Here is a 21,962-nt window from a genome sequence, read left to right on the forward strand (position 1 = left end):
TGAACGCGATTATAGGATAAAACGGCTCAGATCTTCATCTGCGACCAGCGCATCCAGATGTTTGCTCACATAATCCGCATCAATTGTTATGCTTTGACCGTTCAAATCGCTCGCATCATAGGAAATATCTTCCATCAGGCGCTCCAGAACCGTGTGCAGACGACGGGCACCGATGTTTTCGGTGGTCTCGTTAACCTGCCATGCCGCTTCAGCAATTTTCTTGATACCGGATTCCGTAAACTCAATGTTGACGCCTTCGGTCGCCATCAGTGCTTTGTACTGCACGGTGACAGAGGCATTAGGCTCCGTCAGAATGCGTTCGAAGTCGCTGGTGGTCAGCGCCTGCAGTTCCACGCGAATCGGCAGACGACCCTGCAGTTCCGGGATCAGGTCAGACGGCTTCGCCACCTGGAATGCCCCAGAGGCGATAAACAGAATATGGTCGGTTTTGACCATACCGTGCTTGGTGGAGACGGTGCAGCCTTCAACCAGCGGCAGCAGGTCGCGCTGTACGCCTTCACGAGACACGTCAGGGCCAGAGGATTCGCCGCGCTTACAGATTTTGTCGATCTCGTCGATAAACACGATCCCGTGCTGCTCAACCGCATCGATAGCTTCCTGTTTCAGCTCTTCCGGATTCACCAGTTTGGCGGCTTCTTCTTCAATCAGCAGCTTCATCGCATCTTTGATTTTCAGCTTACGCGCTTTCTGCTTCTGCCCGCCCAGGTTCTGGAACATGGACTGCAGCTGGCTGGTCATCTCTTCCATTCCCGGAGGCGCCATGATTTCCACGCCCATCGGTGCAGCGGCAAGATCGATCTCGATTTCTTTATCATCGAGCTGGCCTTCGCGCAGTTTTTTACGGAACGCCTGTCGCGCCGCAGAAGGTTCAGACTGCTGTTCCGCCTGGCCCCAGTTATTTTTGGCCGGCGGGATCAGCACATCAAGAATACGCTCTTCTGCCATCTCTTCTGCACGATAGCGGTTTTTCTCGATCGCCTGGACGCGAACCATTTTGATGGCGGCATCGGTCAGATCGCGAATGATAGAGTCGACTTCTTTACCGACATAACCCACTTCGGTGAATTTTGTCGCTTCCACTTTGATGAACGGCGCATTGGCCAGTTTGGCAAGACGACGGGCGATTTCAGTTTTACCGACACCGGTTGGGCCGATCATCAGGATATTTTTCGGTGTGACTTCATGGCGCAGCTCTTCGTCGAGCTGCATGCGGCGCCAGCGGTTACGCAGTGCAATCGCCACGGAACGCTTGGCGTTATCCTGGCCGATGATGTGCTTGTTCAGTTCGCTAACGATTTCGCGTGGGGTCATTTCAGACATGGGAGATCCTTACGCTTTAGACGGTAATTCTTCAATGGTATGGAAATGGTTGGTGTAAATGCAGATATCACCTGCAATATCCAACGCTTTTTCAGCAATGTCGCGAGCGCCGAGCTCGGTGTTTTCCAGCAGAGCACGTGCCGCAGCCTGGGCGTAGGGACCACCGGAGCCGATAGCAATCAGATCGTTTTCCGGCTGCACGACGTCACCGTTACCGGTGATGATGAGGGAGGCGGTTTCATCCGCGACCGCCAACAGCGCTTCAAGTTTGCGCAGCATGCGATCGGTACGCCAGTCTTTCGCCAGCTCAACGGCGGCTTTGACCAGATGTCCCTGATGCATTTCCAGCTTGCGCTCAAACAGTTCAAACAGCGTGAACGCATCCGCAGTACCGCCTGCAAAGCCAGCAATGACTTTGTCGTTGTACAGACGGCGTACTTTTTTCACGTTGCCTTTCATTACGGTGTTACCCAGTGTGGCCTGACCATCACCGGCGATAACCACATGGCCGTTACGGCGTACGCTTACTATTGTTGTCACGAGCAGACCCCTTGGTTACAAATACAGAATACAAGCCCCGCACGGTGTACGGGGCGTAATGCAAGTATAGATGGGGGGGATTTTGGGGGTTTCAACCCCCGGAGGCGAGTCGAATACAGTTTGTGTGACCTGCCATCTTCAGACGGCTAATGGTGCTGTCGGCATTCTCTTTGCCTTTCACCGGCCCGATGACCACGCGATTCCAGCCATTGTTGGTGGTGATTTTGGAGTCAAAGCCTTCAAAAGCCAGCTGTGCACGCACGGTTTCTGCCTGCTCTGCGCCTTTAAACGAGCCGCACTGTACCATCCAGCGACGTTCGTCTGTCTTCTCCGCTGTCGGCTTCGGTGCCTCTGGCACACGCTCAACCGGAGCGGCTGGCTGCGTTTTCGGCTGAGATGCCGTTGTGTGCGCTGGGGTTTGTAGAAGATCCTGATACGGCTGTGACGTCGCGGCGGGTTTCTGCGACTGCGTGGCAGGCTTCGAGGGTTGCTGTACCGGTGCCGTTTGCGCCGTGCGCGTTTGTGTCTGTGGTTGCGTACGCGGCTGTTGAACTGGCTGCGTATTGTTCCACTGCTGCTGTTGCTGCTGCTCAACCTGACGTTGCTGAGCCTGGCGCTGCAACGTTTGCTGACGCTGTGCCGGCGTTTGTTCGTTCCACGGCACTTCGTTGAGTTGCGTTGGCTGCTGACGCATGTCGGCCTGCATTTGCGCAAGCAACTGGCGCTGTTCGTTGGTCAGTTGATCCGGTTTCATCACTTCACCGCCTGCAGACGGTTCTGTCGGTGCGCGGACGCCCGGCTGACGGCTTTCCAGCTCTTTAATATAGCGCCAGCGCTCTTCCGGCTTAGGCGGCAACCCGTTGCCAGTCACTTTCTGACCCTGCAACGTTTCGGATTCTTCTTTCTTATGATGCGTGATGAAGTACAGACCACCGATAAAGGCCACAAGGACGGCGGCGGCAATGGCGACCATTGCGGGCGATACCGCAGACGTGTTGCGTTGCTTTTTCCGTGAGGTGCTCTTTTTGCGCCGCGAAGGTGCCGGTTGGCCGCGACGTACATAATCTCGTTGTGCCACTATCGTTTCGCTGTATTGATTTGTTCGTCAGCCCGCCATGTTACTTAAGCGGCGGGCCTTTGACCAGACACGGTGTCTGAAAGGTTTACGTTAAGGCGCGCGTGGTACCGCGAAGGATCAGTTCACAGTCCATCAAACGCGAGCCGCTGTTGACATTTTGTCCATGGATTTGATCCAGCAACAACAGCATCGCTTCACGACCAATTTCGAAGCGTGGTTGCGCAACGGTGGTCAGCGGCGGATCGCAAAATTCCGCCAGGGCGATATTGTCGAAACCAATAATCGACAGGTCATCCGGGACTTTGATGCCCTGACGCTTGGCCCAGGAGAGGGCGCCGAGCGCCATGACATCACTATGACAAAATACCGCTGTCGGCGGTTGCGGCAATTCAAATAGCTGCCTGAGCGCATTGCCGCCAGCTTCGAAAGTGAAATCCCCGCGAGCGATGTAGTGCGGATCCACCGTCACACCGCAACGACGCAGCGCCTGCACGTAACCTTGCAAGCGGTAATGACACAACGGCATCTCTTCCGGTCCGGCAATGCAGCCAATGCGCTGATGCCCCAGTTCATGCAGGTAGTTCACGGCATTGAAGGCCGCGGTCAGGTTATCGATATGGACGGTGGGTAACTCCAGTTCCGGCGCAAACTCGTTCGCCATCACCATCGGCGGCAGATTGCGCTGCTCTTCAATACTGGCGTCAAACGGCAGACGCGAGCCCAACAGCAACATGCCATCAATTTGCTTGGTGATGATCAGATTGACGAAGGTTTTTTCCTGCTGGTTCTGGTGTGCGCAATCGCCGATCAGCACCAGATAACCATGACTGGCGGCGGTGACCTCGATCCCACGGATCAATTCGCTAAAAAAGGGATCGCAAATATCCGGGACAATCACCAGAATCGTTCGCGATTCATTACGTTTAACGTTGCGTCCCGTCGCCTGCGGTAAATACCCCACTTCTACAGCTGCCTGTTCCACCCGGTTGCGGGTGGACTGAGAGACTTTATCGGGGTTCATTAGCGCGCGGGACACCGTTGCCGTTGAGACTTTCGCCTTCATGGCAACATCTTTCATTGTAGCGGCAGCGGTCTGCTTATTCGGTTTCACTCTTTCTCCTCGCCAGGGTAATCCGGCGCAGCACAATCCCTGTTGAATTCACATCAAAAACATTTTTATCAGATAGCGAATGGAAACGGTTACAGAATTTTCATAAAAAGTGTGACGGATGTTGAATTTTACGATCCGCCTCGCATCTGAGGGCGTTATCCCTCAATGGGATCGACATCCAGCACCCATTTCACCTTGCGCGATTCCGGTAACGTATTGATGAGTGCCAGCGTGCCACTCACGATATGCTGCAAACGAATCCGCGATGGATGTTGCAATAAAATTTGCCAGCGATAACGTCCGCCGCGCTTCGGCGCCAGCGCCGGTACCGGGCCTAAAATCCAGAGCTTATCGTCAGCCAGGGGACTGGCGTGAATCAGATTACGCAGTTGCTGCAAAAACAGCGGCGCCTGCTGATTATTATGATCTTCCGCACGTATGATGACGTGACTGGTCCACGGCGGCAATTGCAGGGTTTGTCGTTCCGCCAGCGCCTGTTCAGCAAATGCGTCATAGCCTTTATGTAACAGGGTTTGCAGCAGCGGATGTTCCGGATGGTGGGTTTGCAAAACCACTTCCCCTTGTTTGCCTGCGCGTCCTGCACGCCCGGAAACCTGCGTATAAAGTTGGGCAAAGCGTTCCGCTGAGCGGAAGTCCGCCGAGAACAGCGCACCGTCCACGTCCAGCAGCGCAACCAGCGTCACGTCAGGGAAGTGGTGGCCTTTTGCCAGCATTTGGGTGCCGATCAGGATCCTTGCGCCACCGCGATGTACTTCCGCCAGATGCTGCTCAAGCGATCCTTTGCGGCTGGTAGTATCCCGGTCAATGCGGGAAATGGGCACGCCGGGAAAGAAGGGGGCCAGCGCCTGTTCAAGCTGCTCGGTTCCTAACCCAACCGGGACCATATGCGTCGATCCACAGGAAGGACACTGACGCGGCACCGGACGCTGGCTGTCGCAGTGATGACAGCGCAAATGGTGCTGTGCCTGATGCAGGGTGTAGTAGTGATCGCAACGCGGGCACTCCGCAATCCAGCCGCAGTCGTGGCAAAGCAGCGCAGGTGCAAAGCCCCGGCGATTGAGAAATAAAATCACCTGGTTGTCGGCCTGTAAATGCTGGCGCATACGGGCGATCAGCGCTGGCGCCAGACCGGCCTGCACCTGCTGACCTTTTAAATCCAACACGTGCTGAATCGCGGGACGCGCGTTTCCGGCGCGGCGCGTCAGGCGCAGCATACGGTATTTTTTCTGCCGCACGTTGCCCAGCGTTTCCAGTGCCGGAGTTGCCGAACCGAGGATTATCGGAATGCGTTCGCTATGGGCGCGCCAGACCGCCAGATCGCGGGCATGATAGCGCCAGCCTTCCTGCTGTTTATAGGAACTGTCGTGTTCTTCATCGATCACGATCACGCCGAGATTTTTAAACGGCGTAAATAAGGAGGAGCGTGTGCCAATGACGATTGCCGCTTCGCCGTTTTTGGCCTTCAACCAGGCAGAAAGGCGTTCGCTGTCATTGAGACCGGAATGCAGCACTTCCACCGGTGCGTTGAAACGTTCGCGAAAACGGGCGATGGTTTGCGGCGTAAGACCAATTTCCGGCACCATTACCAGCGCCTGCTTACCCTGTGCCAGAACGTTTTCCAGTACGCTCAGATAAACTTCGGTTTTACCTGATCCCGTTACCCCGGCCAGCAGCCAGGCGGAGAAACTGTCTGACGCACTGTGAATTGCGCCAACGGCGGTGGCCTGTTCGGTGTTCAGTCGCAAACGTTCGCCACAGACCGCGTAGTGCGTGCGCCAGTCGCTAAAACCGGGGGTTTTGCTTGCCAGCTCGCACAAGCCTTTTTTACGCAGCGCCTGAAGCGCAGCATCGTTGAATTCGAGATCGGCGACTTGATCGCGCCAGATTTTTCCCTGTCGCAATGCGGCCAGCGCCTGCTGCTGTTTGGGGGAGCGTTTCAGGCTATTGAGATCAACAGCCTGGCCCTCTTCGGTGGCAAACCAGTACCACATTGGCGCGTTGGTAGCAGGTTTCCCCTGACGCAGCAGAATGGGCAGGGCATGGAACAGCACATCGCCAATGGGATGATGGTAATAATCCGCCGCCCAGATCAGCAGACGCCAGACGGAGGTCGAAAAGAGCGGCTCACCATCCAGCACATCAACGATCGCTTTCAGTTCATTCCGCGGCAGCTCGCTTTTGTCGCTGACGGAGACCACGATCCCAACGCGCTCCTGCTGTTTGCCAAACGGTACGCGCACGCGACACCCCGCTTTGACGTTCATACCTTCCGGCAGAAGATAGTCAAAGGTGCGAGGGAGCGGAACGGGTAAGGCAACGTGCGCTACGGGCATAAATCATCCTGACTTGAAATCTGGCCGGTTAGTATACACATTAGTCGTGGGTGACGAGCGAATCAGTTTGCATGAGCGGGCTAATTTCTGTATGATTCGCCGCCTTTGATGCAAATTACTTGTGTCAAAACTATACTATCAACATCGCGTGGTGTCTGGCGTTAGGGCTGGAAGAGCGACGCGGCCTTAAACTGAGGTTTCCCCATGAAAAAAGATATTCACCCGAAATACGAAGAAATTACTGCTACCTGTTCTTGCGGTAACGTCATGAAAATTCGCTCTACCGTTGGTCACGATCTGAACCTGGACGTGTGCGGTAAATGCCACCCGTTCTACACTGGCAAACAGCGTGACGTTGCAACCGGTGGCCGTGTTGACCGCTTCAACAAGCGTTTCAACATCCCGGGCAGCAAATAAGTTTCTGCTGTCAAAAAAAAGCGCCTTCTGGCGCTTTTTTTGTATCTGAAATTTATCTTTTTCATCTTAATTATTGACGTCTTGAATAAATAATATAATACCATCTTGAAATGGCGTTTTAATTTATCGGTAAATTGTTTTAGTTGGTGACGTCTGTCTCGCTTATCTTCCCTTTTTTGCCACAATTTGTATTTGCTGGCAAAATTTAAAAGGTTTTCACTTTCCCACTTAAATAAACTTCGTTACGTAATATAAATCTATTTTATCTTTATTTTCATCATTGCGCTTTATCGTAGTGATGTTGATAAGGTCAGACCGTTGTGGGCGTTTTTTATTGAGAGGGATTGCTATGAAGCGTGGATATGCATTGTTACTTATTCCATTATTATCTGGGGCTGCTCATGCTGGCTACGTAGATTATCGTCATGAATATTATGATGATGGACGTAACTATGACCGTGTTTATATGTCTCACCGTTTTGCGACTGGTTTTGGTGTGGCAGTAGAAGCTATCTCCCGTTCTGATAATGCGCAATCGAATGATGCGTGGAACAATATGGAAAGCAATGGCAACGAATATACCGCAAGCTATCAATTTACCTGGCAGGGTCTCATCTGGCAGCCGGGCATCGCCGTTGAAACGGGTGATAACATAGCGATCTATAAGCCTTATCTACGCGTACAGTATAATATCAATGATAACTGGTGGACTGCATTCCGCTATCGTCAGGAATATATGCGTAGAAATGCTGACGGCAAAGATGACCGGATGGTCTATCGCCCGGAAGCATGGCTCGGTTATAACCTCAATAACTGGATGTTTGAACTCAACGGCATTTATAAAATTGCCGATAGTGAAGATTTGTATAACAATAAAAATGAAGATTATGAATATAACTTCCGTGTTGCGTATAAGTTAGGTTCCTGGGTTCCTTTTGTAGAAGTGGGTAACGTTTCCTCTGGTTATAACACAACAACGACAGACGATCGCCAGACGCGTTATCGCGTGGGTCTGGGTTATAACTTCTGATTGTTAATCCCGTTAACATGAAATTTATCTATACAAAACATGATCAAGTTGCCTTTCAATACGCAAAACTACGCGGGCTTTAATTTTCGCGTGAATAAGGTGCCCAGGAGTTGACATAATGTCCAGTGATGAAAATGTTATAAGAAGTAATGCCAGCATTGCTATCAGGCCTTTCGGATTTAGAGATAAAATAGGTTACTTGTGTGGCGACCTGGGAAATTGTTTTATCCTTGGGTTGGTAAATAGCTTTCTAATGATTTATTACACTAATGTGCTCGGTGTTTCCGGGGTTATTGTCGGGTCACTCTATTTTGTAACAAAACTCTTTGATGCGTTTGTGGATGTTGCCGTAGGGCGCTTATGCGATACGTCTAAACTGACCGTTTACGGGCGTTTTAATCCCTGGGTTCGTCGCATGAAATACCCTTTCTGCATCATTTCGGTCGTTCTTTTTCTGCCGTTTGTTCATGAATTTTCTGAAACGGTGAAAATCATCTATATCTGCTGTTCCTATTTTATTTATGGAGCGTTGTTATCGACCGTTAGCATTCCCTATGGTGCAATGTCAGCCGCGATTAGCTCGAATCCGGACGATCGTGTTTCGCTTTCGACATACCGTAGCGTTGGCTCAGCGATAGGGGGTGGGGCAACCGGTTTTTTTATTCCTATTCTGATGTATACCACCCTTGTTGATGGAAGCATGGTTATTTCGGGGCAACATTTCTTCTGGATTGCGATTGGCTGCTCGATACTGGCTTTTATCTTTTTAACACTGACCTGTCATTTAACGACAGAGCGCGTGCGCGTAGAAAAGAAAGAGAGCATGCCCGTCTCTGTTTTACTCAAGGGATTGCTACGCAATAAGGCGTTGATTGTGCTGGTTGTGGTTGATCTGCTTATTGTTATTAACCAGGGTCTCTCCGGCACCAATATGACCTATCTGTTTAATGATTATTTCCACAATAAAGCAGCCATGTCTGTCGCTCTCTTATTTACCTTTGGTTCCCTGATTCTGCTGGCACCATCGGCGTCCTGGCTTACGAAGCGGTTTGGTAAAAAAGAAGCCAGCGTAGGCGCACTGCTCTTTTCAGTGGTGATGTATCTGATGATGTACTTCATCCACATTACGGATGCGAAAGTCTATCTGGTCTTTCTTTTCCTTGCGACGCTTGGGGCCGGATTATTCAACCTGATGATTTGGGCATTTATGACTGATGTTTGCGACTACCATCAGTATGTTACTGGCGATCGTGAAGATGGCACCGTTTATGGTGTGAACTTCTTTGCTCGCAAAGTGGGTCAGGCATGTGCGGGAGCCATTGGGGGTTTTATGCTGGCGCTTATCGGCTATCAATCCTCGTCAACGGGCGGGGCTGTGCAAACCAGCGTCGTGCAGGAAAATATTTACACGATGGCAAATCTCATACCGGCTTTATGCCTGTTTTTAGCCGCCGTGATGCTGATTTATTTCTATCCACTGAACCGTAAAGAAACGCTCAAAATGGAAGCAACACTGAATAAATTTAATGGGATTAGCAAATAAACCGCGAGTACTTTATAAAGATAACGGGATTATGCGTCTGAAAGGCAGGGGGAAACCTCTGCCTTTGTTGCTTCACCACCAAAGCAGCGGCCTCGCCTTCCCGACTGTTGCCAGTTGCGGCGCGTCAAAAAGCGCCTGCGGGGAAATAACCGTTTCATTCAGCGGGATATTTTTACCGTAGCGCTCTTTCATTTTGGCTTGCACCGCCGGGTGGCTGAGATCGAAATCCTTTAGCTTTTGCAGCTTACCCATTTTCATTCCGAGCGCATGGTCATACACCTTCCACACCACTTCGGAGCAGTACTGACGCTCGTCACTCCAGGAAAAGGCCAGATCATATGGTTTACCGAGATATTGCTTTGCGGTGTGCGCGAGCTTTTGCTGCTGCTGCGCCGAGAGTCCGCCGTCAACGCGACGTACGATGTATTTTCCGTCTTTACCGTGTTTTATCCACTTTTGCAGTGGGGTATAAACCACCGGGCCGACGGCTTCAAAGACATACGCTTTTTTCTCGCGGATAACGATCATGCCGGTATGGCTATAGTCAGAATGCGTTGCCAGTTGAATCGCCTGGCTCTGGGAGGATAAGGACGTTTGAAAGATGATGTCGCCGGTTTGCGGTTCCCAGGCAAAAACAGGCGTCGCAATCAGCAGACTGAAAACCAGTAAGCCTCGATTCATGGCATAACGTCCTTGTTACACAATTAAAAAGAGCGGCCAGGAAGCCCGCGCCGCTCTTTTTTGCAAATCAATATTCCCACGTCTCTGGGTCGATCCCCAGTTCACGCATGATCTCTTTCGCCGCTTCCGGGATTTCATCACTGCGCTCTTTACGCAGGTCTGCATCGTTCGGCAGGGGTTGCCCGGTAAAGGCATGCAGAAACGCTTCACACAGCAACTCGCTGTTGGTGGCGTGGCGCAGGTTGTTCACCTGACGACGCGTGCGTTCATCGGTGAGGATTTTTAACACCTTCAGAGGAATGGAAACCGTAATTTTTTTTACTTGCTCACTCTTCTTACCGTGCTCAGCGTATGGGCTGATATATTCGCCGCTCCATTCAGCCATGAGATACTTAATCCTCTTTGTCATTAATATGAGGCAAAGCCGCACTATTTGTGTGGCTACTCGCCGTAATTCCGCATAGTTTACCGTACAGGCGATACTGTGACACTGATAAAGCGCCTGTAGTTGTGCGCTAATGCAGATAATTTTAACGGCTATTTCCAGTTTGCTCAATCTATACGCAAAGAAGTTTAGATGTCCAGATGTATTGACGTCTATTGTTAACCTGTTTACTCTGGGACCTGACTTTTCATCGACTCAGCTCAGGAACACCCTAACATGACGCGTAAACAGGCCACCATCGCAGTGCGTAGCGGGTTAAATGACGACGAACAGTACGGTTGCGTCGTTCCGCCGATTCACCTTTCCAGCACTTATAATTTTACCGGATTTAATGAGCCTCGTGCCCATGACTACTCCCGTCGCGGCAATCCTACGCGCGATGTGGTTCAGCGTGCGCTGGCCGAACTGGAAGGCGGTGCGGGGGCGGTGATGACCAATACCGGCATGTCGGCGATTCATCTGGTGACGACCGTGTTCCTGAAGCCTGGCGATCTGCTGGTGGCACCGCATGACTGCTACGGCGGCAGCTACCGCCTGTTTGACAGTCTGGCGAAGCGCGGATGCTATCGCGTACGGTTTGTCGATCAAGGCGATGAGCAGGCATTGCAGGCCGCGCTGGCAGAAAAACCCAAACTGGTGCTGGTTGAAAGTCCGAGTAATCCGCTGTTACGCGTGGTGGATATTGCGAAAATCTGCCAACTGGCGCGTGACGCAGGAGCCGTCAGCGTTGTCGACAACACTTTTTTAAGCCCGGCACTGCAAAATCCGCTGGCATTGGGCGCCGATCTGGTGTTGCATTCATGCACGAAATATCTGAATGGCCACTCTGATGTGGTCGCAGGCGTGGTGATAGCCAAAGATCCGGAAATCGTCACCGAACTGGCATGGTGGGCGAATAATATCGGCGTGACCGGCAGCGCGTTTGACAGTTACCTGCTGCTGCGCGGGTTGCGTACGCTGTCGCCGCGCATGGAAGTCGCGCAACGCAATGCGCAGGCGATCGTCGATTATCTGCAAACCCAGCCGCTGGTGAAAAAGCTATATCACCCGTCGCTGCCGGAAAATCAGGGGCATGACATTGCCGCGCGTCAGCAGAAAGGCTTTGGCGCAATGTTGAGTTTTGAACTGGATGGCGATGAGCAGACGCTACGTCGTTTCCTGAGCGGGCTGTCGTTGTTTACGCTGGCGGAATCCTTAGGGGGAGTGGAAAGCCTGATCTCTCACGCGGCAACAATGACGCATGCCGGCATGGCGCCAGAAGCGCGTGCCGCCGCCGGGATCTCCGAGACGCTGCTACGTATCTCTACCGGTATTGAAGATGGCGAAGATTTAATTGCCGACCTGGAAAATGGCTTCCGGGCTGCAAACAAGGGGTAAACATGAGTGTGATTGCGCAGGCAGGGGCGAAGGGTCGTCAACTGCACAAATTTGGTGGTAGTAGTCTGGCTGACGTGAAATGTTATCTGCGCGTCGCGGGCATCATGGCGGAATACTCACAGCCTGATGACATGATGGTGGTTTCCGCCGCGGGCAGTACGACCAACCAACTGATCAGTTGGCTGAAATTAAGTCAGACCGATCGCCTCTCTGCGCATCAGGTGCAACAGACTCTGCGTCGCTATCAGTGTGAGCTGATTAGCGGCCTGCTTCCCGCCGACGTGGCGGAGGCATTAACCAGCCTGTTTATTAGCGATCTGGAGCGTCTGGCAAATCTACTGGACAGCGGTGTGAATGACGCCGTATATGCGGAGGTTGTGGGGCACGGTGAAGTGTGGTCAGCACGCTTGATGTCTGCAGTGCTTAATCAGCAGGGTATGGAATCGGCCTGGCTGGATGCGCGCGAGTTCTTACGCGCCGAGCGCGCCGCGCAACCGCAGGTGGATGAAGGGCTTTCTTATCCGTTATTGCAACAACTGCTGATCCAGCACCCGCAAAAACGTCTGGTGGTGACCGGTTTTATCAGCCGCAGTAATGCGGGCGATACGGTGCTGCTGGGCCGTAACGGTTCCGACTATTCCGCCACGCAGATTGGCGCGTTGGCAGGGGTTTCCCGTGTCACCATCTGGAGCGATGTCGCCGGGGTATACAGCGCCGATCCGCGTAAAGTTAAAGATGCCTGCCTGTTGCCGCTGTTGCGTCTGGATGAAGCCAGCGAGCTGGCGCGTCTGGCAGCACCGGTTCTGCACGCCCGTACGCTGCAGCCGGTTTCCGGGAGCGATATCGATCTCCAGTTGCGCTGTAGCTACACGCCGGATCAAGGTTCTACGCGCATTGAGCGCGTCCTGGCTTCAGGTACTGGCGCACGTATCGTGACCAGCCATGATGACGTTTGCCTGATTGAATTTCAGGTTCCTGCCAGTCAGGACTTTAAGCAGGCGCATAAAGATATCGACCAGGTTCTCAAGCGTGCGCAGGTGCGTCCGCTGGCCGTTGGTGTCCATACCGATCGTCATCTGCTGCAGTTTTGCTACACCTCGGAAGTAGCCGACAGCGCCCTGCGAATCCTTGATGAAGCGGGTTTACCAGGTGAACTGCGTTTACGTCAGGGGTTGGCGCTGGTGGCGATGGTGGGCGCGGGCGTCACCCGTAACCCGCTGCACTGCCATCGCTTCTGGCAGCAGTTGAAAGGACAGCCGGTGGAATTTACCTGGCAGTCGGAAGAGGGCATCAGCCTGGTCGCCGTGCTGCGTACCGGCCCGACGGAGAGCCTGATTCAGGGTCTTCACCAGTCCATTTTCCGCGCAGAAAAACGCATCGGCCTGGTGCTCTTCGGTAAGGGCAATATTGGTTCCCGTTGGCTGGAACTGTTTGCCCGCGAGCAGAGCACGCTCTCGGCGCGTACCGGTTTTGAATTTGTGCTGGCAGGGGTGGTCGATAGCCGTCGCAGCCTGCTGAACGACGAAGGACTGGACGCCAGCCGGGCGCTGGCGTTTTTCAACGATGAAGCCATTGAACAGGATGAAGAGTCGCTGTTCCTGTGGATGCGCGCGCACCCCTATGACGATCTGGTGGTGCTGGATGTGACCGCAAGCGAACAACTGGCCGATCAATATCTCGACTTCGCCAGTCACGGTTTCCACGTCATCAGCGCTAACAAACTGGCCGGAGCGAGCACCAGCAATAAGTATCGCCAGATCCACGACGCGTTTGATAAGACCGGGCGTCACTGGCTGTACAATGCAACCGTGGGGGCAGGGTTGCCGATCAACCACACCGTGCGTGATCTGATCGACAGCGGCGACACCATCCTGTCAATCAGTGGGATCTTCTCCGGTACGCTGTCCTGGCTATTCCTGCAGTTTGATGGATCCGTGCCGTTTACCGATCTGGTGGATCAGGCCTGGCAGCAGGGGCTGACGGAGCCCGATCCGCGTGTCGACCTGTCGGGTAAAGATGTAATGCGCAAGCTGGTGATTCTGGCGCGTGAAGCGGGTTATGACATCGAGCCGGATCAGGTTCGCGTTGAGTCGCTGGTTCCTGCGCATTGTGAAGAAGGTTCAATCGATCACTTCTTTGAAAATGGCGATGAGCTGAACGACCAGATGGTGCAACGTCTGGAAGCGGCCCGTGAAATGGGGCTGGTGCTACGCTATGTGGCGCGTTTCGACGCCAACGGCAAAGCGCGCGTCGGCGTTGAAGCCGTTCGTCCAGAGCACCCGCTGGCGGCGCTGCTGCCGTGCGATAACGTCTTCGCCATTGAAAGTCGCTGGTATCGCGATAACCCGTTAGTGATCCGCGGACCCGGCGCCGGGCGTGACGTCACCGCCGGGGCGATCCAATCGGATATTAACCGTCTGGCGCAACTGCTGTAATCAGCCTTCAGGGTTCGCCGCAAAGACCTCTTTTGCGGCGAACAGACCGTTCAGCGCGGCCGGGAAACCGGCATACACCGCCATCTGCATCATCACCTCAATAATCTCCTCCTGCGTTAACCCGACGTGCAGCGCGGCGGCAATATGTACCTTCAACTGCGGCGTGGCGTTACCCAGCGCGGTCAATGCGGCGACGGTGGCAATCTCCCGACTGCGTAAATCCAGCCCGGGTCGGGAATAGATGTCGCCAAAAGGAAACTCAATCAGATAGCGGGCGAAGTCGGGAGCAATATCTTTCAGGCTCTCAACGACGGCATCGCCGCCTTTGCCATCGACCTGCTGCAACATGTTTTGACCGGTAATAAAGCGTTCTGAATGCATAGTATCTTCCTCGTCTGCGTAATGTATGGCGTGAGGATAGGGCGGGCGGAATGATTTGGATAATACCGTTTCCGTGATACCTTTTCGGTATGACAACACCGCCTCTGCACTCTCTGGACATCCGCCAGCTGCGCTACTTTGCCGTAGTGGCGGAAGAGAACAACATGAGCCGGGCGGCCCAGCGACTGTTTATGTCGCAACCGCCGCTCAGCCGCCATATTCGCCAGCTAGAAGAACGTCTGGGGGTGACGCTGTTTGTCCGTCATACCAAAGGCCTGACGCTGACAAACGAGGGGTTGCGCGTGCTGGAGATCGTGCGGCCGCTGCTGGAACAGCAGGATAAAACCTGGGCAGCCCTGAGTCAGCTTGCGCCAAATGGCGTGCAGTCGCTGCGTCTGGGGCTGACGACGGCGTTTGAGCAGGGTGTTTTCGCTACGCTGGAAACGCAACTCAATACCCGGGTAGAAACTCTGCGTCTGGTACGTCAGGGCTCGCCCGATCTGGTGCGTCAGGTACGACGCGGAAAACTGGATGCTGCCGTGGTGGTGTTGCCGCTGGAGGCCGTCGGACTTGCCGTCACGCCGATCGACTGGCACGAGCCGCTCATTGCTGCGCTACCCGCCATCTGGCCAGAGGCAGACAGAGAGTCCGTCCCCCTGACGGCACTTCACCACCGGCCGCTGTTCTGGTTTAGCCGGGAACGAAATCCGGCCTTCTTCGACGCGACACGGGAGTGCTTCCAGCGCGTGGGTTACGCCCCTGCCTGTCTTGAAGAGCCGCTGGAGCATGACGTTTTGTTGGCGCGAATTGCCCATGGCGATGGTCTGAGCTTACTTCCGGCCTCCTTTGCCGCTATTCAGCGCCAGGGCGTGGTTTTTCGTCCACTGTGCGACGGTGAGCTCAGTATTCAGGCGGGGCTGGTGATGCTGCCGGAGAACGTTGCGCGCTTACAGTGGCTGAAAAGCGTGATGCCCTCTCTGTGAATGGTGGGTTAACGTGAATTTTTTTCATCTTCCCTGACTTTTCCTCACCATCAACGATGATTTTTCAGTTGACGTCATCGTGCTTTTCCGTCATTTTTTACATCTGGACGTCTAAACGGATAGATGTTCACAACACAACATATAATGACAAGCGATTGATGAGGTAAGGTATGAGCTTTTTTCACGCCAACCAGCGGGAAGCCCTGAATCAGAGCCTGGCGGAAGTCCAGGGTCAGATTAACGTTTCATTCGAGTTTTTCCCGCCGCGCACCAGTGAAATGGAGCAAACCCTGTGGCACTCCATCGATCGCCTGAGCAGCCTGAAGCCAAAGTTTGTTTCCGTCACCTACGGTGCAAACTCGGGTGAGCGCGACCGTACGCACAGCATTATCAAAGGGATTAAAGATCGCACGGGTCTGGAAGCCGCACCGCACCTGACCTGTATTGACGCGACCCGTGATGAATTGCGCACCATTGCGCAGGACTACTGGAACAACGGTATCCGCCACATTGTTGCGCTGCGTGGTGACCTGCCGGCGGGTAGCGGTAAACCGGATATGTATGCTGCCGACCTGGTGAGTCTGCTGAAAGAGGTGGCTGACTTTGATATCTCCGTCGCTGCTTACCCGGAAGTACATCCGGAAGCGAAAAGCGCGCAGGCGGATCTGCTCAATCTGAAGCGTAAAGTGGATGCCGGGGCTAACCGCGCAATCACCCAATTTTTCTTTGATGTCGAAAGTTACCTGCGTTTTCGCGACCGCTGCGTCTCCGCGGGCATCGACGTAGAAATCATTCCTGGTATTCTGCCGGTCTCGAACTTTAAGCAGGCGAAGAAGTTTGCTGATATGACCAATGTGCGCATTCCATCGTGGATGTCACAAATGTTTAACGGCCTTGATGACGATGCGGAAACCCGCAAACTGGTGGGGGCAAATATCGCCATGGACATGGTGAAAATTTTAAGCCGGGAAGGGGTAAAAGATTTTCATTTCTATACACTTAACCGCGCTGAAATGAGCTACGCGATATGCCACACCCTGGGTGTCCGACCGGGTGTATAAAATGCCTCGGCCCTCCCCGGAGGGCTTTTTTACACCTCATTTTGATCTACATCTCTGTAACTAAAAATATAAAAGGTATCAGCTATCGAATCTGTGGATTATTTCGACTATATCTTATCTCTGTAGGTGTATATCGTAATGTAAACACTGTAAAGGGAGCATATAGATGAGCACGCCAGACGATATCCATAACCCGACGTCCGCCGGAAAATGTCCTTTTCATCAGGGCGGCCATGACCAGAGCGCTGGAGCAGGAACAACCAGCCGTGACTGGTGGCCTAACCAGCTTCGCGTCGACCTTTTAAACCAACATTCCAATCGCTCAAACCCGCTGGGTGAAGATTTCGATTACCGCAAAGAATTCAGCAAATTAGATTATTCCGCGCTGAAAGGCGATCTCAGAGCGCTTCTCACTGAATCTCAACCGTGGTGGCCTGCTGACTGGGGAACGTATGCCGGTCTGTTTATCCGCATGGCCTGGCACGGTGCTGGTACCTATCGTTCCGCTGACGGGCGCGGCGGCGCGGGTCGTGGACAGCAGCGTTTTGCTCCCCTGAACTCCTGGCCGGATAACGTGAGCCTGGACAAGGCGCGTCGTCTGTTGTGGCCAATCAAGCAAAAATACGGACAGAAAATTTCCTGGGCAGACTTGTTTATTCTGGCGGGTAACGTTGCGCTGGAAAACTCGGGCTTCCGTACCTTTGGTTTCGGTGCAGGTCGCGAGGACGTCTGGGAACCGGATCTGGATGTGAACTGGGGCGATGAGAAAACGTGGCTTGCCCACCGTGACCCGGAAGAACTGGCCAAACGGCCTTTAGCCGCCACCGAGATGGGGCTGATCTACGTTAACCCGGAAGGCCCTAACGCCAGTGGTGAACCGCTTTCTGCGGCCTCCGCGATTCGTGCAACCTTTGGCAACATGGGGATGGACGATGAAGAAACCGTCGCGTTGATTGCGGGCGGTCATACGTTGGGTAAAACCCACGGCGCAGGCCCCGCGACACATGTCGGGCCGGACCCGGAAGTGGCACCGATCGAAAACCAGGGTTTAGGCTGGAAAAGCGATTTTGGCAGCGGTGCGGGCGCGGATGCGATTACCTCCGGACTGGAAGTGGTCTGGACGCAAACCCCAACCCAATGGAGCAACTACTTCTTCGAGAACCTGTTCAAATATGAATGGGTACAGACGCGCAGCCCGGCTGGTGCAATCCAGTTTGAAGCGGTTGATGCGCCAGAAATCATTCCCGATCCGTTCGACCCGTCGAAAAAACGTAAGCCCACCATGCTGGTCACCGACCTGACGCTGCGCTTTGATCCGGAATTCGAAAAAATTTCCCGTCGCTTCCTGAACGATCCGCAGGCGTTTAACGAAGCCTTTGCCCGTGCGTGGTTCAAATTGACCCACCGTGATATGGGGCCAAAAGCGCGTTACATCGGACCGGAAGTGCCAAAAGAAGATCTGATTTGGCAGGATCCGCTGCCGCAACCGACTTTCAATCCAACAGAAGAAGATATCCTGAGCCTGAAGTCTGCGATTGCCGCGTCTGGCCTCTCTGTTGGTGAACTGGTGTCCGTCGCGTGGGCATCTGCGTCGACCTTCCGCGGTGGTGATAAACGTGGCGGGGCGAACGGTGCGCGTCTGGCATTAGCGCCGCAACGCGGTTGGGATGTCAATGCGATTGCCACGCGTGCGCTGCCGGTTCTGGAGAAAATTCAGCGTGACTCGGCTAAAGCCTCGCTGGCCGATATCATCGTTCTGGCCGGAGTTGTAGGGGTTGAACAAGCCGCCAGCGCCGCAGGTGTCAGCATTCACGTACCGTTCACCCCCGGTCGCGTGGACGCGCGTCAGGATCAGACGGATGTTGAGATGTTTGAACTGCTCAAACCTATCGCTGATGGTTTCCGTAACTATCGCGGTGAACCTGGCGCGGCAACGACAGAGTCTCTGCTGATTGATAAAGCGCAGCAGTTGACCCTGACCGCACCGGAAATGACCGTGCTGGTGGGTGGTCTGCGCGTTCTTGGTGCGAACTACGATGGCAGCAAGCACGGCGTCTTTACCGATCGTCCGGGCGTCCTCAGCAATGACTTCTTCGTCAACCTGCTGGATATGCGTCACGAATGGAAACCGGTTGATGAGTCAAACGAACAGTTTGAAGGTCGCGATCGTCAGACGGGTGAAGTGAAATACACCGCTTCCCGCGCGGATCTGGTCTTTGGCTCTCATGCGGTATTGCGTGCTCTGGCGGAAGTGTATGCCGGTAGCGATGCGCATGTGAAGTTCGTGAAGGACTTCGTCGCGGCATGGGTGAAAGTGATGAACCTGGACCGCTTCGACCTGCAGTAATCCCGATACTGACGTAATCTGCACCCACTTCAGCGACTGCCTGCAGTCGCTGAAGTGTATTAGTAGGGGTATAGTGTCCGCAGAAAACGTCAATCTACTGGAACTATCATGTCTGTCTCAGGAAAGGGCAATCCACTGGCAATCGGTGGTCTTATCTTGCTAACCCTTATCTGGAGCTATAGCTGGATTTTTATGAAGCAGGTCACGAGCTATATCGGCGCGTTCGACTTCACTGCATTACGCTGTATCTTCGGAGCCTTCATTTTATTCATTGTTCTCCTCCTGCGCGGTCGCGGCCTGCGCCCGACGCCGTTTCGGTTTACGCTGGCAATTGCACTGTTGCAGACCTGCGGGATGATTGGCTTTGGTCAGTGGGCGCTGGTCAGCGGTGGGGCGGGAAAGGTCGCGATTTTGACCTACACCATGCCATTCTGGGTCGTTATTCTGGCGGCGCTATTTCTGGGCGAGCGCCTGCGACGCCTGCAATACGCGGCGATCGCCATTGCGGCAATGGGGCTGGTGCTGGTAATGCAGCCGTGGCAACTGAATTTATCCACGTTGAAAAGCGTACTGCTGGCGCTTCTTTCCGGGGTGAGCTGGGGGGCGAGCGCCATTGTTGCTAAACGCATGTACGCCCGCCATCCGCACGTGGATTTGTTATCGTTAACGGCCTGGCAGATGTTATATGCCGCACTGGTGATGAGTGCGGTGGCCTGGCTGGTTCCGCAGCAGGAGGTTGACTGGCAGCCGGTGGTCCTCTGGGCACTGGGATATAGTGCGATTCTGGCGACAGCACTGGCCTGGAGCTTGTGGCTGTTTGTTCTGAAAAATTTGCCTGCCAGTATCGCCAGTTTAAGCACTCTGGCGGTGCCAGTCTGTAGTGTGCTGTTTTCCTGGTGGTTGCTTGGCGAAAATCCCGGTCCTGTCGAGGGCGGGGGAATTGTGCTGATCGTTCTGGCGCTGGCCATTGTCAGCCGCAAAAAGCGCGAAGTACGGACGGTAGAACCGATTTGATGGCATGAGAAACACTCCCGGCTATGCCGGGAGTGTAGCGCGTGTTATTCCCACTCTTGCAGATAGCGCTGACCGTACTGGTCGGCAACCAACAGCGCCGCATAAACCTGATCCGGCGTTGCGCCGCCAGGCATGTTGTGAATGGTTTCGCCTTCCGCACAGGAGGCTTCCGCCACGATACGCATCTTCGCCGGAATATCCTGTTTGATATCCAGTTGCGCCAGCGTAATCGGCAGACCGACGGAATGGCACAGTGCGGCAACGGTCTCAATCTCTTCAACCGGCGCATTTTCCAGAACCAACTGAGTCAGCGTACCAAACGCCACTTTTTCACCGTGGTAGTAGCGGTGCGCATCCGGGATCGCCGTCAGGCCATTGTGAACCGCGTGTGCGGCAGCCAGACCGCCGCTTTCAAAGCCGACGCCACTCAGATAGGTGTTAGCTTCAATCACGCGCTCAAGCGCTGGGGTGACGACGTGCTGCTCGGCGGCCAGCATCGCTTTTTCACCCTCTTCGAGCAGCGTGTTGTAGCACAGTTCAGCCAGCGCCAGCGCCGCCTGAGTGCATTTGCCGCCTGCCATGGTGATCGCACCGCTGCGTGAACACGCGCGCGCTTCAAACCAGGTTGCCAGCGCATCACCAATCCCTGCGGCTAACAGACGCGCCGGAGCACCAGCAACAATTTTGGTATCGACAATAACCATATGCGGGTTATGCGGTAGCAGCAGATAACGATCAAATTCACCGGCATCGGTGTAGATTACGGAAAGGGCGCTACATGGCGCATCGGTTGAGGCGATGGTCGGCGCGATCGCCACAGGCAGGTTCATAAAGTGGGCAAGGGCTTTCGCGGTATCCAGCGTTTTGCCGCCGCCGATGCCGAGAACAGCGCCACACTGCGCGTTTTCCGCCACGCTGCGCAAACGGTCGATCTCGTTTTGCGAGCATTCACCGCCAAACGGCGCAACTTCCAGCGCCAGTCCTGCATTTTTAAAGCTTTTTTCCAGCTCGCCCTGGGCGAAACCGAGAACAAATTTGTCGCCGACAACCAGCCAACGTTCAGCCAACGGCTTGAGGTATTCGCCAAGACGAGTGATGACATCTGCACCCTGGATGTATTTACCAGGTGATTGAATAATGCGATCCATACTTTATCTCCCTTACAGGTTGATGTTACCGAATGCGTTTTTCCAGTCTTGCTCAAACTTCTCAACAGCTGACTGTACCGCAGGGGTATCGAGCATTTGTTGCGCTACATCTAAAGGAAGGGTGATCGCTTCGCAACCCGCCAGCAGACAATCCAGCGCCTGACGCGGGGTTTTAAAACTGGCGGCCAGCACCTTGCTTTTCGGCGCATGCCGTTCCAGCAGCGTCTGTAATTCCTGTACCGTGCGGATACCATCTCCGCCCTGGGCATCCACGCGGTTGACGTAAGGCGCAACATATTTCGCCCCCGCCAGCGCGGCAAGCAGCCCCTGAGACGCGCTGTATACAGCGGTGCCCAGTGTAACAATGCCCTCTTTTTTCAACTGCTTGATAGCGACCAGTCCTTCAGAGGTGACCGGAATTTTCACCACAATTCCCGGAACGGCATTGTTCAGACGTTTGGCTTCGTTCACCATCCCTTGCGCATCGCGGCTCATGGTCTGGGCAAACAGAATGCCGTGCTCACCAATGACCTTTTGCAGACGCGGCAGTACATCCCAGATAGATTCTTTGCTTGCCGCCACAATGCTTGGGTTGGTTGTCACCCCGGCGATGGGAAAGATGCGGGCCAGACGTTCGACTTCCGCCACATTGGCGCTATCCAGATACAGTTCCATT

19 protein-coding genes are annotated in these 21,962 nt (G+C 54.0%); 9 read left to right on the plus strand and 10 right to left on the minus strand.

The window, feature by feature from the left end; translation table 11 throughout:
• Window positions 1-9 precede the first annotated feature (9 nt).
• The 5 genes from hslU to priA all read right to left on the minus strand — a co-directional run bounded on the left by hslU (window position 10) and on the right by priA (window position 6,424).
• Window positions 10-1,341 (minus strand): HslU--HslV peptidase ATPase subunit, encoded by a 1,332-nt coding sequence (gene hslU, locus I6L53_RS01040; protein ID WP_042325582.1) that lies wholly within the window; start codon window positions 1,339-1,341, stop codon window positions 10-12.
• Window positions 1,342-1,350: 9 nt separating this feature from the next.
• A complete protein-coding gene (gene hslV, locus I6L53_RS01045) occupies window positions 1,351-1,881 on the minus strand; it encodes an ATP-dependent protease subunit HslV (protein ID WP_015966504.1) in 531 nt (176 codons plus the stop codon).
• Window positions 1,882-1,972: 91 nt separating this feature from the next.
• Entirely contained in the window at window positions 1,973-2,959 is a 987-nt protein-coding gene (gene ftsN, locus I6L53_RS01050; RefSeq protein WP_042325585.1) for a cell division protein FtsN, read from the minus strand.
• A gap of 85 nt (window positions 2,960-3,044) precedes the next feature.
• Complete coding sequence (gene cytR, locus I6L53_RS01055) at window positions 3,045-4,070, minus strand: DNA-binding transcriptional regulator CytR (protein ID WP_042325586.1); 1,026 nt, start codon at window positions 4,068-4,070, stop codon at window positions 3,045-3,047.
• Window positions 4,071-4,225: 155 nt separating this feature from the next.
• On the minus strand, window positions 4,226-6,424 hold the full coding sequence (gene priA, locus I6L53_RS01060) for a primosomal protein N' (RefSeq protein ID WP_042325588.1): 2,199 nt from the start codon (window positions 6,422-6,424) through the stop codon (window positions 4,226-4,228).
• Between the two features lie 204 nt (window positions 6,425-6,628).
• On the opposite strand from priA, the gene rpmE reads away from it, so the two are divergent.
• From rpmE to I6L53_RS01075, 3 genes are all read left to right on the plus strand, one after another.
• Window positions 6,629-6,841, plus strand: coding sequence for a 50S ribosomal protein L31 (gene rpmE / locus I6L53_RS01065; protein WP_042325590.1), 213 nt, complete (start codon window positions 6,629-6,631; stop codon window positions 6,839-6,841).
• A gap of 349 nt (window positions 6,842-7,190) precedes the next feature.
• Window positions 7,191-7,871: an oligogalacturonate-specific porin KdgM family protein gene (locus I6L53_RS01070; RefSeq protein WP_042325592.1), complete on the plus strand. Its 681-nt coding sequence runs from the start codon at window positions 7,191-7,193 to the stop codon at window positions 7,869-7,871.
• A 118-nt stretch (window positions 7,872-7,989) separates the two neighbouring features.
• Window positions 7,990-9,414 carry an MFS transporter gene (locus I6L53_RS01075; protein WP_042325594.1) on the plus strand — a complete coding sequence of 475 codons (1,425 nt, stop codon included), beginning with the start codon at window positions 7,990-7,992 and terminating at the stop codon, window positions 9,412-9,414.
• Window positions 9,415-9,486: 72 nt separating this feature from the next.
• Here the strand turns inward: I6L53_RS01075 and I6L53_RS01080 are convergent, their stop codons facing one another.
• Entirely contained in the window at window positions 9,487-10,095 is a 609-nt protein-coding gene (locus tag I6L53_RS01080; RefSeq protein ID WP_042325596.1) for a YiiX family permuted papain-like enzyme, read from the minus strand.
• A gap of 67 nt (window positions 10,096-10,162) precedes the next feature.
• Window positions 10,163-10,480, minus strand: a complete 318-nt coding sequence (gene metJ, locus I6L53_RS01085) for a met regulon transcriptional regulator MetJ (protein WP_042325599.1) — start codon at window positions 10,478-10,480, stop codon at window positions 10,163-10,165.
• 276 nt (window positions 10,481-10,756) lie between these two features.
• On the opposite strand from metJ, the gene metB reads away from it, so the two are divergent.
• Window positions 10,757-11,917, plus strand: a complete 1,161-nt coding sequence (gene metB, locus I6L53_RS01090) for a cystathionine gamma-synthase (protein ID WP_042325602.1) — start codon at window positions 10,757-10,759, stop codon at window positions 11,915-11,917.
• Window positions 11,918-11,919: 2 nt separating this feature from the next.
• Window positions 11,920-14,352 (plus strand): bifunctional aspartate kinase/homoserine dehydrogenase II, encoded by a 2,433-nt coding sequence (gene metL, locus I6L53_RS01095; protein ID WP_042325603.1) that lies wholly within the window; start codon window positions 11,920-11,922, stop codon window positions 14,350-14,352.
• On the opposite strand, the gene I6L53_RS01100 is transcribed toward metL, so the two are convergent.
• Window positions 14,353-14,733, minus strand: a complete 381-nt coding sequence (locus I6L53_RS01100) for a carboxymuconolactone decarboxylase family protein (protein ID WP_042325605.1) — start codon at window positions 14,731-14,733, stop codon at window positions 14,353-14,355. It abuts the gene before it with no gap.
• A gap of 89 nt (window positions 14,734-14,822) precedes the next feature.
• Here I6L53_RS01100 and I6L53_RS01105 point away from each other — a divergent pair, with 89 nt between their 5' ends.
• The 4 genes from I6L53_RS01105 to I6L53_RS01120 all read left to right on the plus strand — a co-directional run bounded on the left by I6L53_RS01105 (window position 14,823) and on the right by I6L53_RS01120 (window position 20,138).
• Window positions 14,823-15,716 carry a LysR family transcriptional regulator gene (locus I6L53_RS01105; RefSeq protein ID WP_042325607.1) on the plus strand — a complete coding sequence of 298 codons (894 nt, stop codon included), beginning with the start codon at window positions 14,823-14,825 and terminating at the stop codon, window positions 15,714-15,716.
• A 170-nt stretch (window positions 15,717-15,886) separates the two neighbouring features.
• Window positions 15,887-16,777, plus strand: coding sequence for a methylenetetrahydrofolate reductase (metF, locus tag I6L53_RS01110; RefSeq protein WP_042325609.1), 891 nt, complete (start codon window positions 15,887-15,889; stop codon window positions 16,775-16,777).
• Window positions 16,778-16,943: 166 nt separating this feature from the next.
• A complete protein-coding gene (gene katG, locus I6L53_RS01115) occupies window positions 16,944-19,124 on the plus strand; it encodes a catalase/peroxidase HPI (RefSeq protein ID WP_042325611.1) in 2,181 nt (726 codons plus the stop codon).
• A gap of 108 nt (window positions 19,125-19,232) precedes the next feature.
• Window positions 19,233-20,138 (plus strand): DMT family transporter, encoded by a 906-nt coding sequence (locus tag I6L53_RS01120; RefSeq protein WP_042325613.1) that lies wholly within the window; start codon window positions 19,233-19,235, stop codon window positions 20,136-20,138.
• A 44-nt stretch (window positions 20,139-20,182) separates the two neighbouring features.
• On the opposite strand, the gene gldA is transcribed toward I6L53_RS01120, so the two are convergent.
• Window positions 20,183-21,286 (minus strand): bifunctional L-1,2-propanediol dehydrogenase/glycerol dehydrogenase, encoded by a 1,104-nt coding sequence (gldA, locus tag I6L53_RS01125; RefSeq protein WP_000374020.1) that lies wholly within the window; start codon window positions 21,284-21,286, stop codon window positions 20,183-20,185.
• 12 nt (window positions 21,287-21,298) lie between these two features.
• Window positions 21,299-21,961, minus strand: coding sequence for a fructose-6-phosphate aldolase (gene fsa / locus I6L53_RS01130; protein WP_042325614.1), 663 nt, complete (start codon window positions 21,959-21,961; stop codon window positions 21,299-21,301).
• Window position 21,962: the final 1 nt, after the last annotated feature.

This window comes from Citrobacter farmeri, from assembly GCF_019048065.1.
Classification (GTDB): Bacteria; Pseudomonadota; Gammaproteobacteria; order Enterobacterales; family Enterobacteriaceae; genus Citrobacter_A; species Citrobacter_A farmeri.

Coding starts and splice junctions, on each gene's coding strand:
- metB (WP_042325602.1), top strand. CDS start 10,757: ATGACGCGTAAACAGGCCACCATCGCAGTGCGTAGCGGGTTAAATGAC.
- metF (WP_042325609.1), top strand. CDS start 15,887: ATGAGCTTTTTTCACGCCAACCAGCGGGAAGCCCTGAATCAGAGCCTG.
- metL (WP_042325603.1), top strand. CDS start 11,920: ATGAGTGTGATTGCGCAGGCAGGGGCGAAGGGTCGTCAACTGCACAAA.
- metJ (WP_042325599.1), bottom strand. CDS start 10,480: ATGGCTGAATGGAGCGGCGAATATATCAGCCCATACGCTGAGCACGGT.
- I6L53_RS01120 (WP_042325613.1), top strand. CDS start 19,233: ATGTCTGTCTCAGGAAAGGGCAATCCACTGGCAATCGGTGGTCTTATC.
- I6L53_RS01075 (WP_042325594.1), top strand. CDS start 7,990: ATGTCCAGTGATGAAAATGTTATAAGAAGTAATGCCAGCATTGCTATC.
- I6L53_RS01080 (WP_042325596.1), bottom strand. CDS start 10,095: ATGAATCGAGGCTTACTGGTTTTCAGTCTGCTGATTGCGACGCCTGTT.
- I6L53_RS01100 (WP_042325605.1), bottom strand. CDS start 14,733: ATGCATTCAGAACGCTTTATTACCGGTCAAAACATGTTGCAGCAGGTC.
- fsa (WP_042325614.1), bottom strand. CDS start 21,961: ATGGAACTGTATCTGGATAGCGCCAATGTGGCGGAAGTCGAACGTCTG.
- katG (WP_042325611.1), top strand. CDS start 16,944: ATGAGCACGCCAGACGATATCCATAACCCGACGTCCGCCGGAAAATGT.
- I6L53_RS01070 (WP_042325592.1), top strand. CDS start 7,191: ATGAAGCGTGGATATGCATTGTTACTTATTCCATTATTATCTGGGGCT.
- hslU (WP_042325582.1), bottom strand. CDS start 1,341: ATGTCTGAAATGACCCCACGCGAAATCGTTAGCGAACTGAACAAGCAC.
- I6L53_RS01105 (WP_042325607.1), top strand. CDS start 14,823: ATGACAACACCGCCTCTGCACTCTCTGGACATCCGCCAGCTGCGCTAC.
- gldA (WP_000374020.1), bottom strand. CDS start 21,286: ATGGATCGCATTATTCAATCACCTGGTAAATACATCCAGGGTGCAGAT.
- priA (WP_042325588.1), bottom strand. CDS start 6,424: ATGCCCGTAGCGCACGTTGCCTTACCCGTTCCGCTCCCTCGCACCTTT.
- rpmE (WP_042325590.1), top strand. CDS start 6,629: ATGAAAAAAGATATTCACCCGAAATACGAAGAAATTACTGCTACCTGT.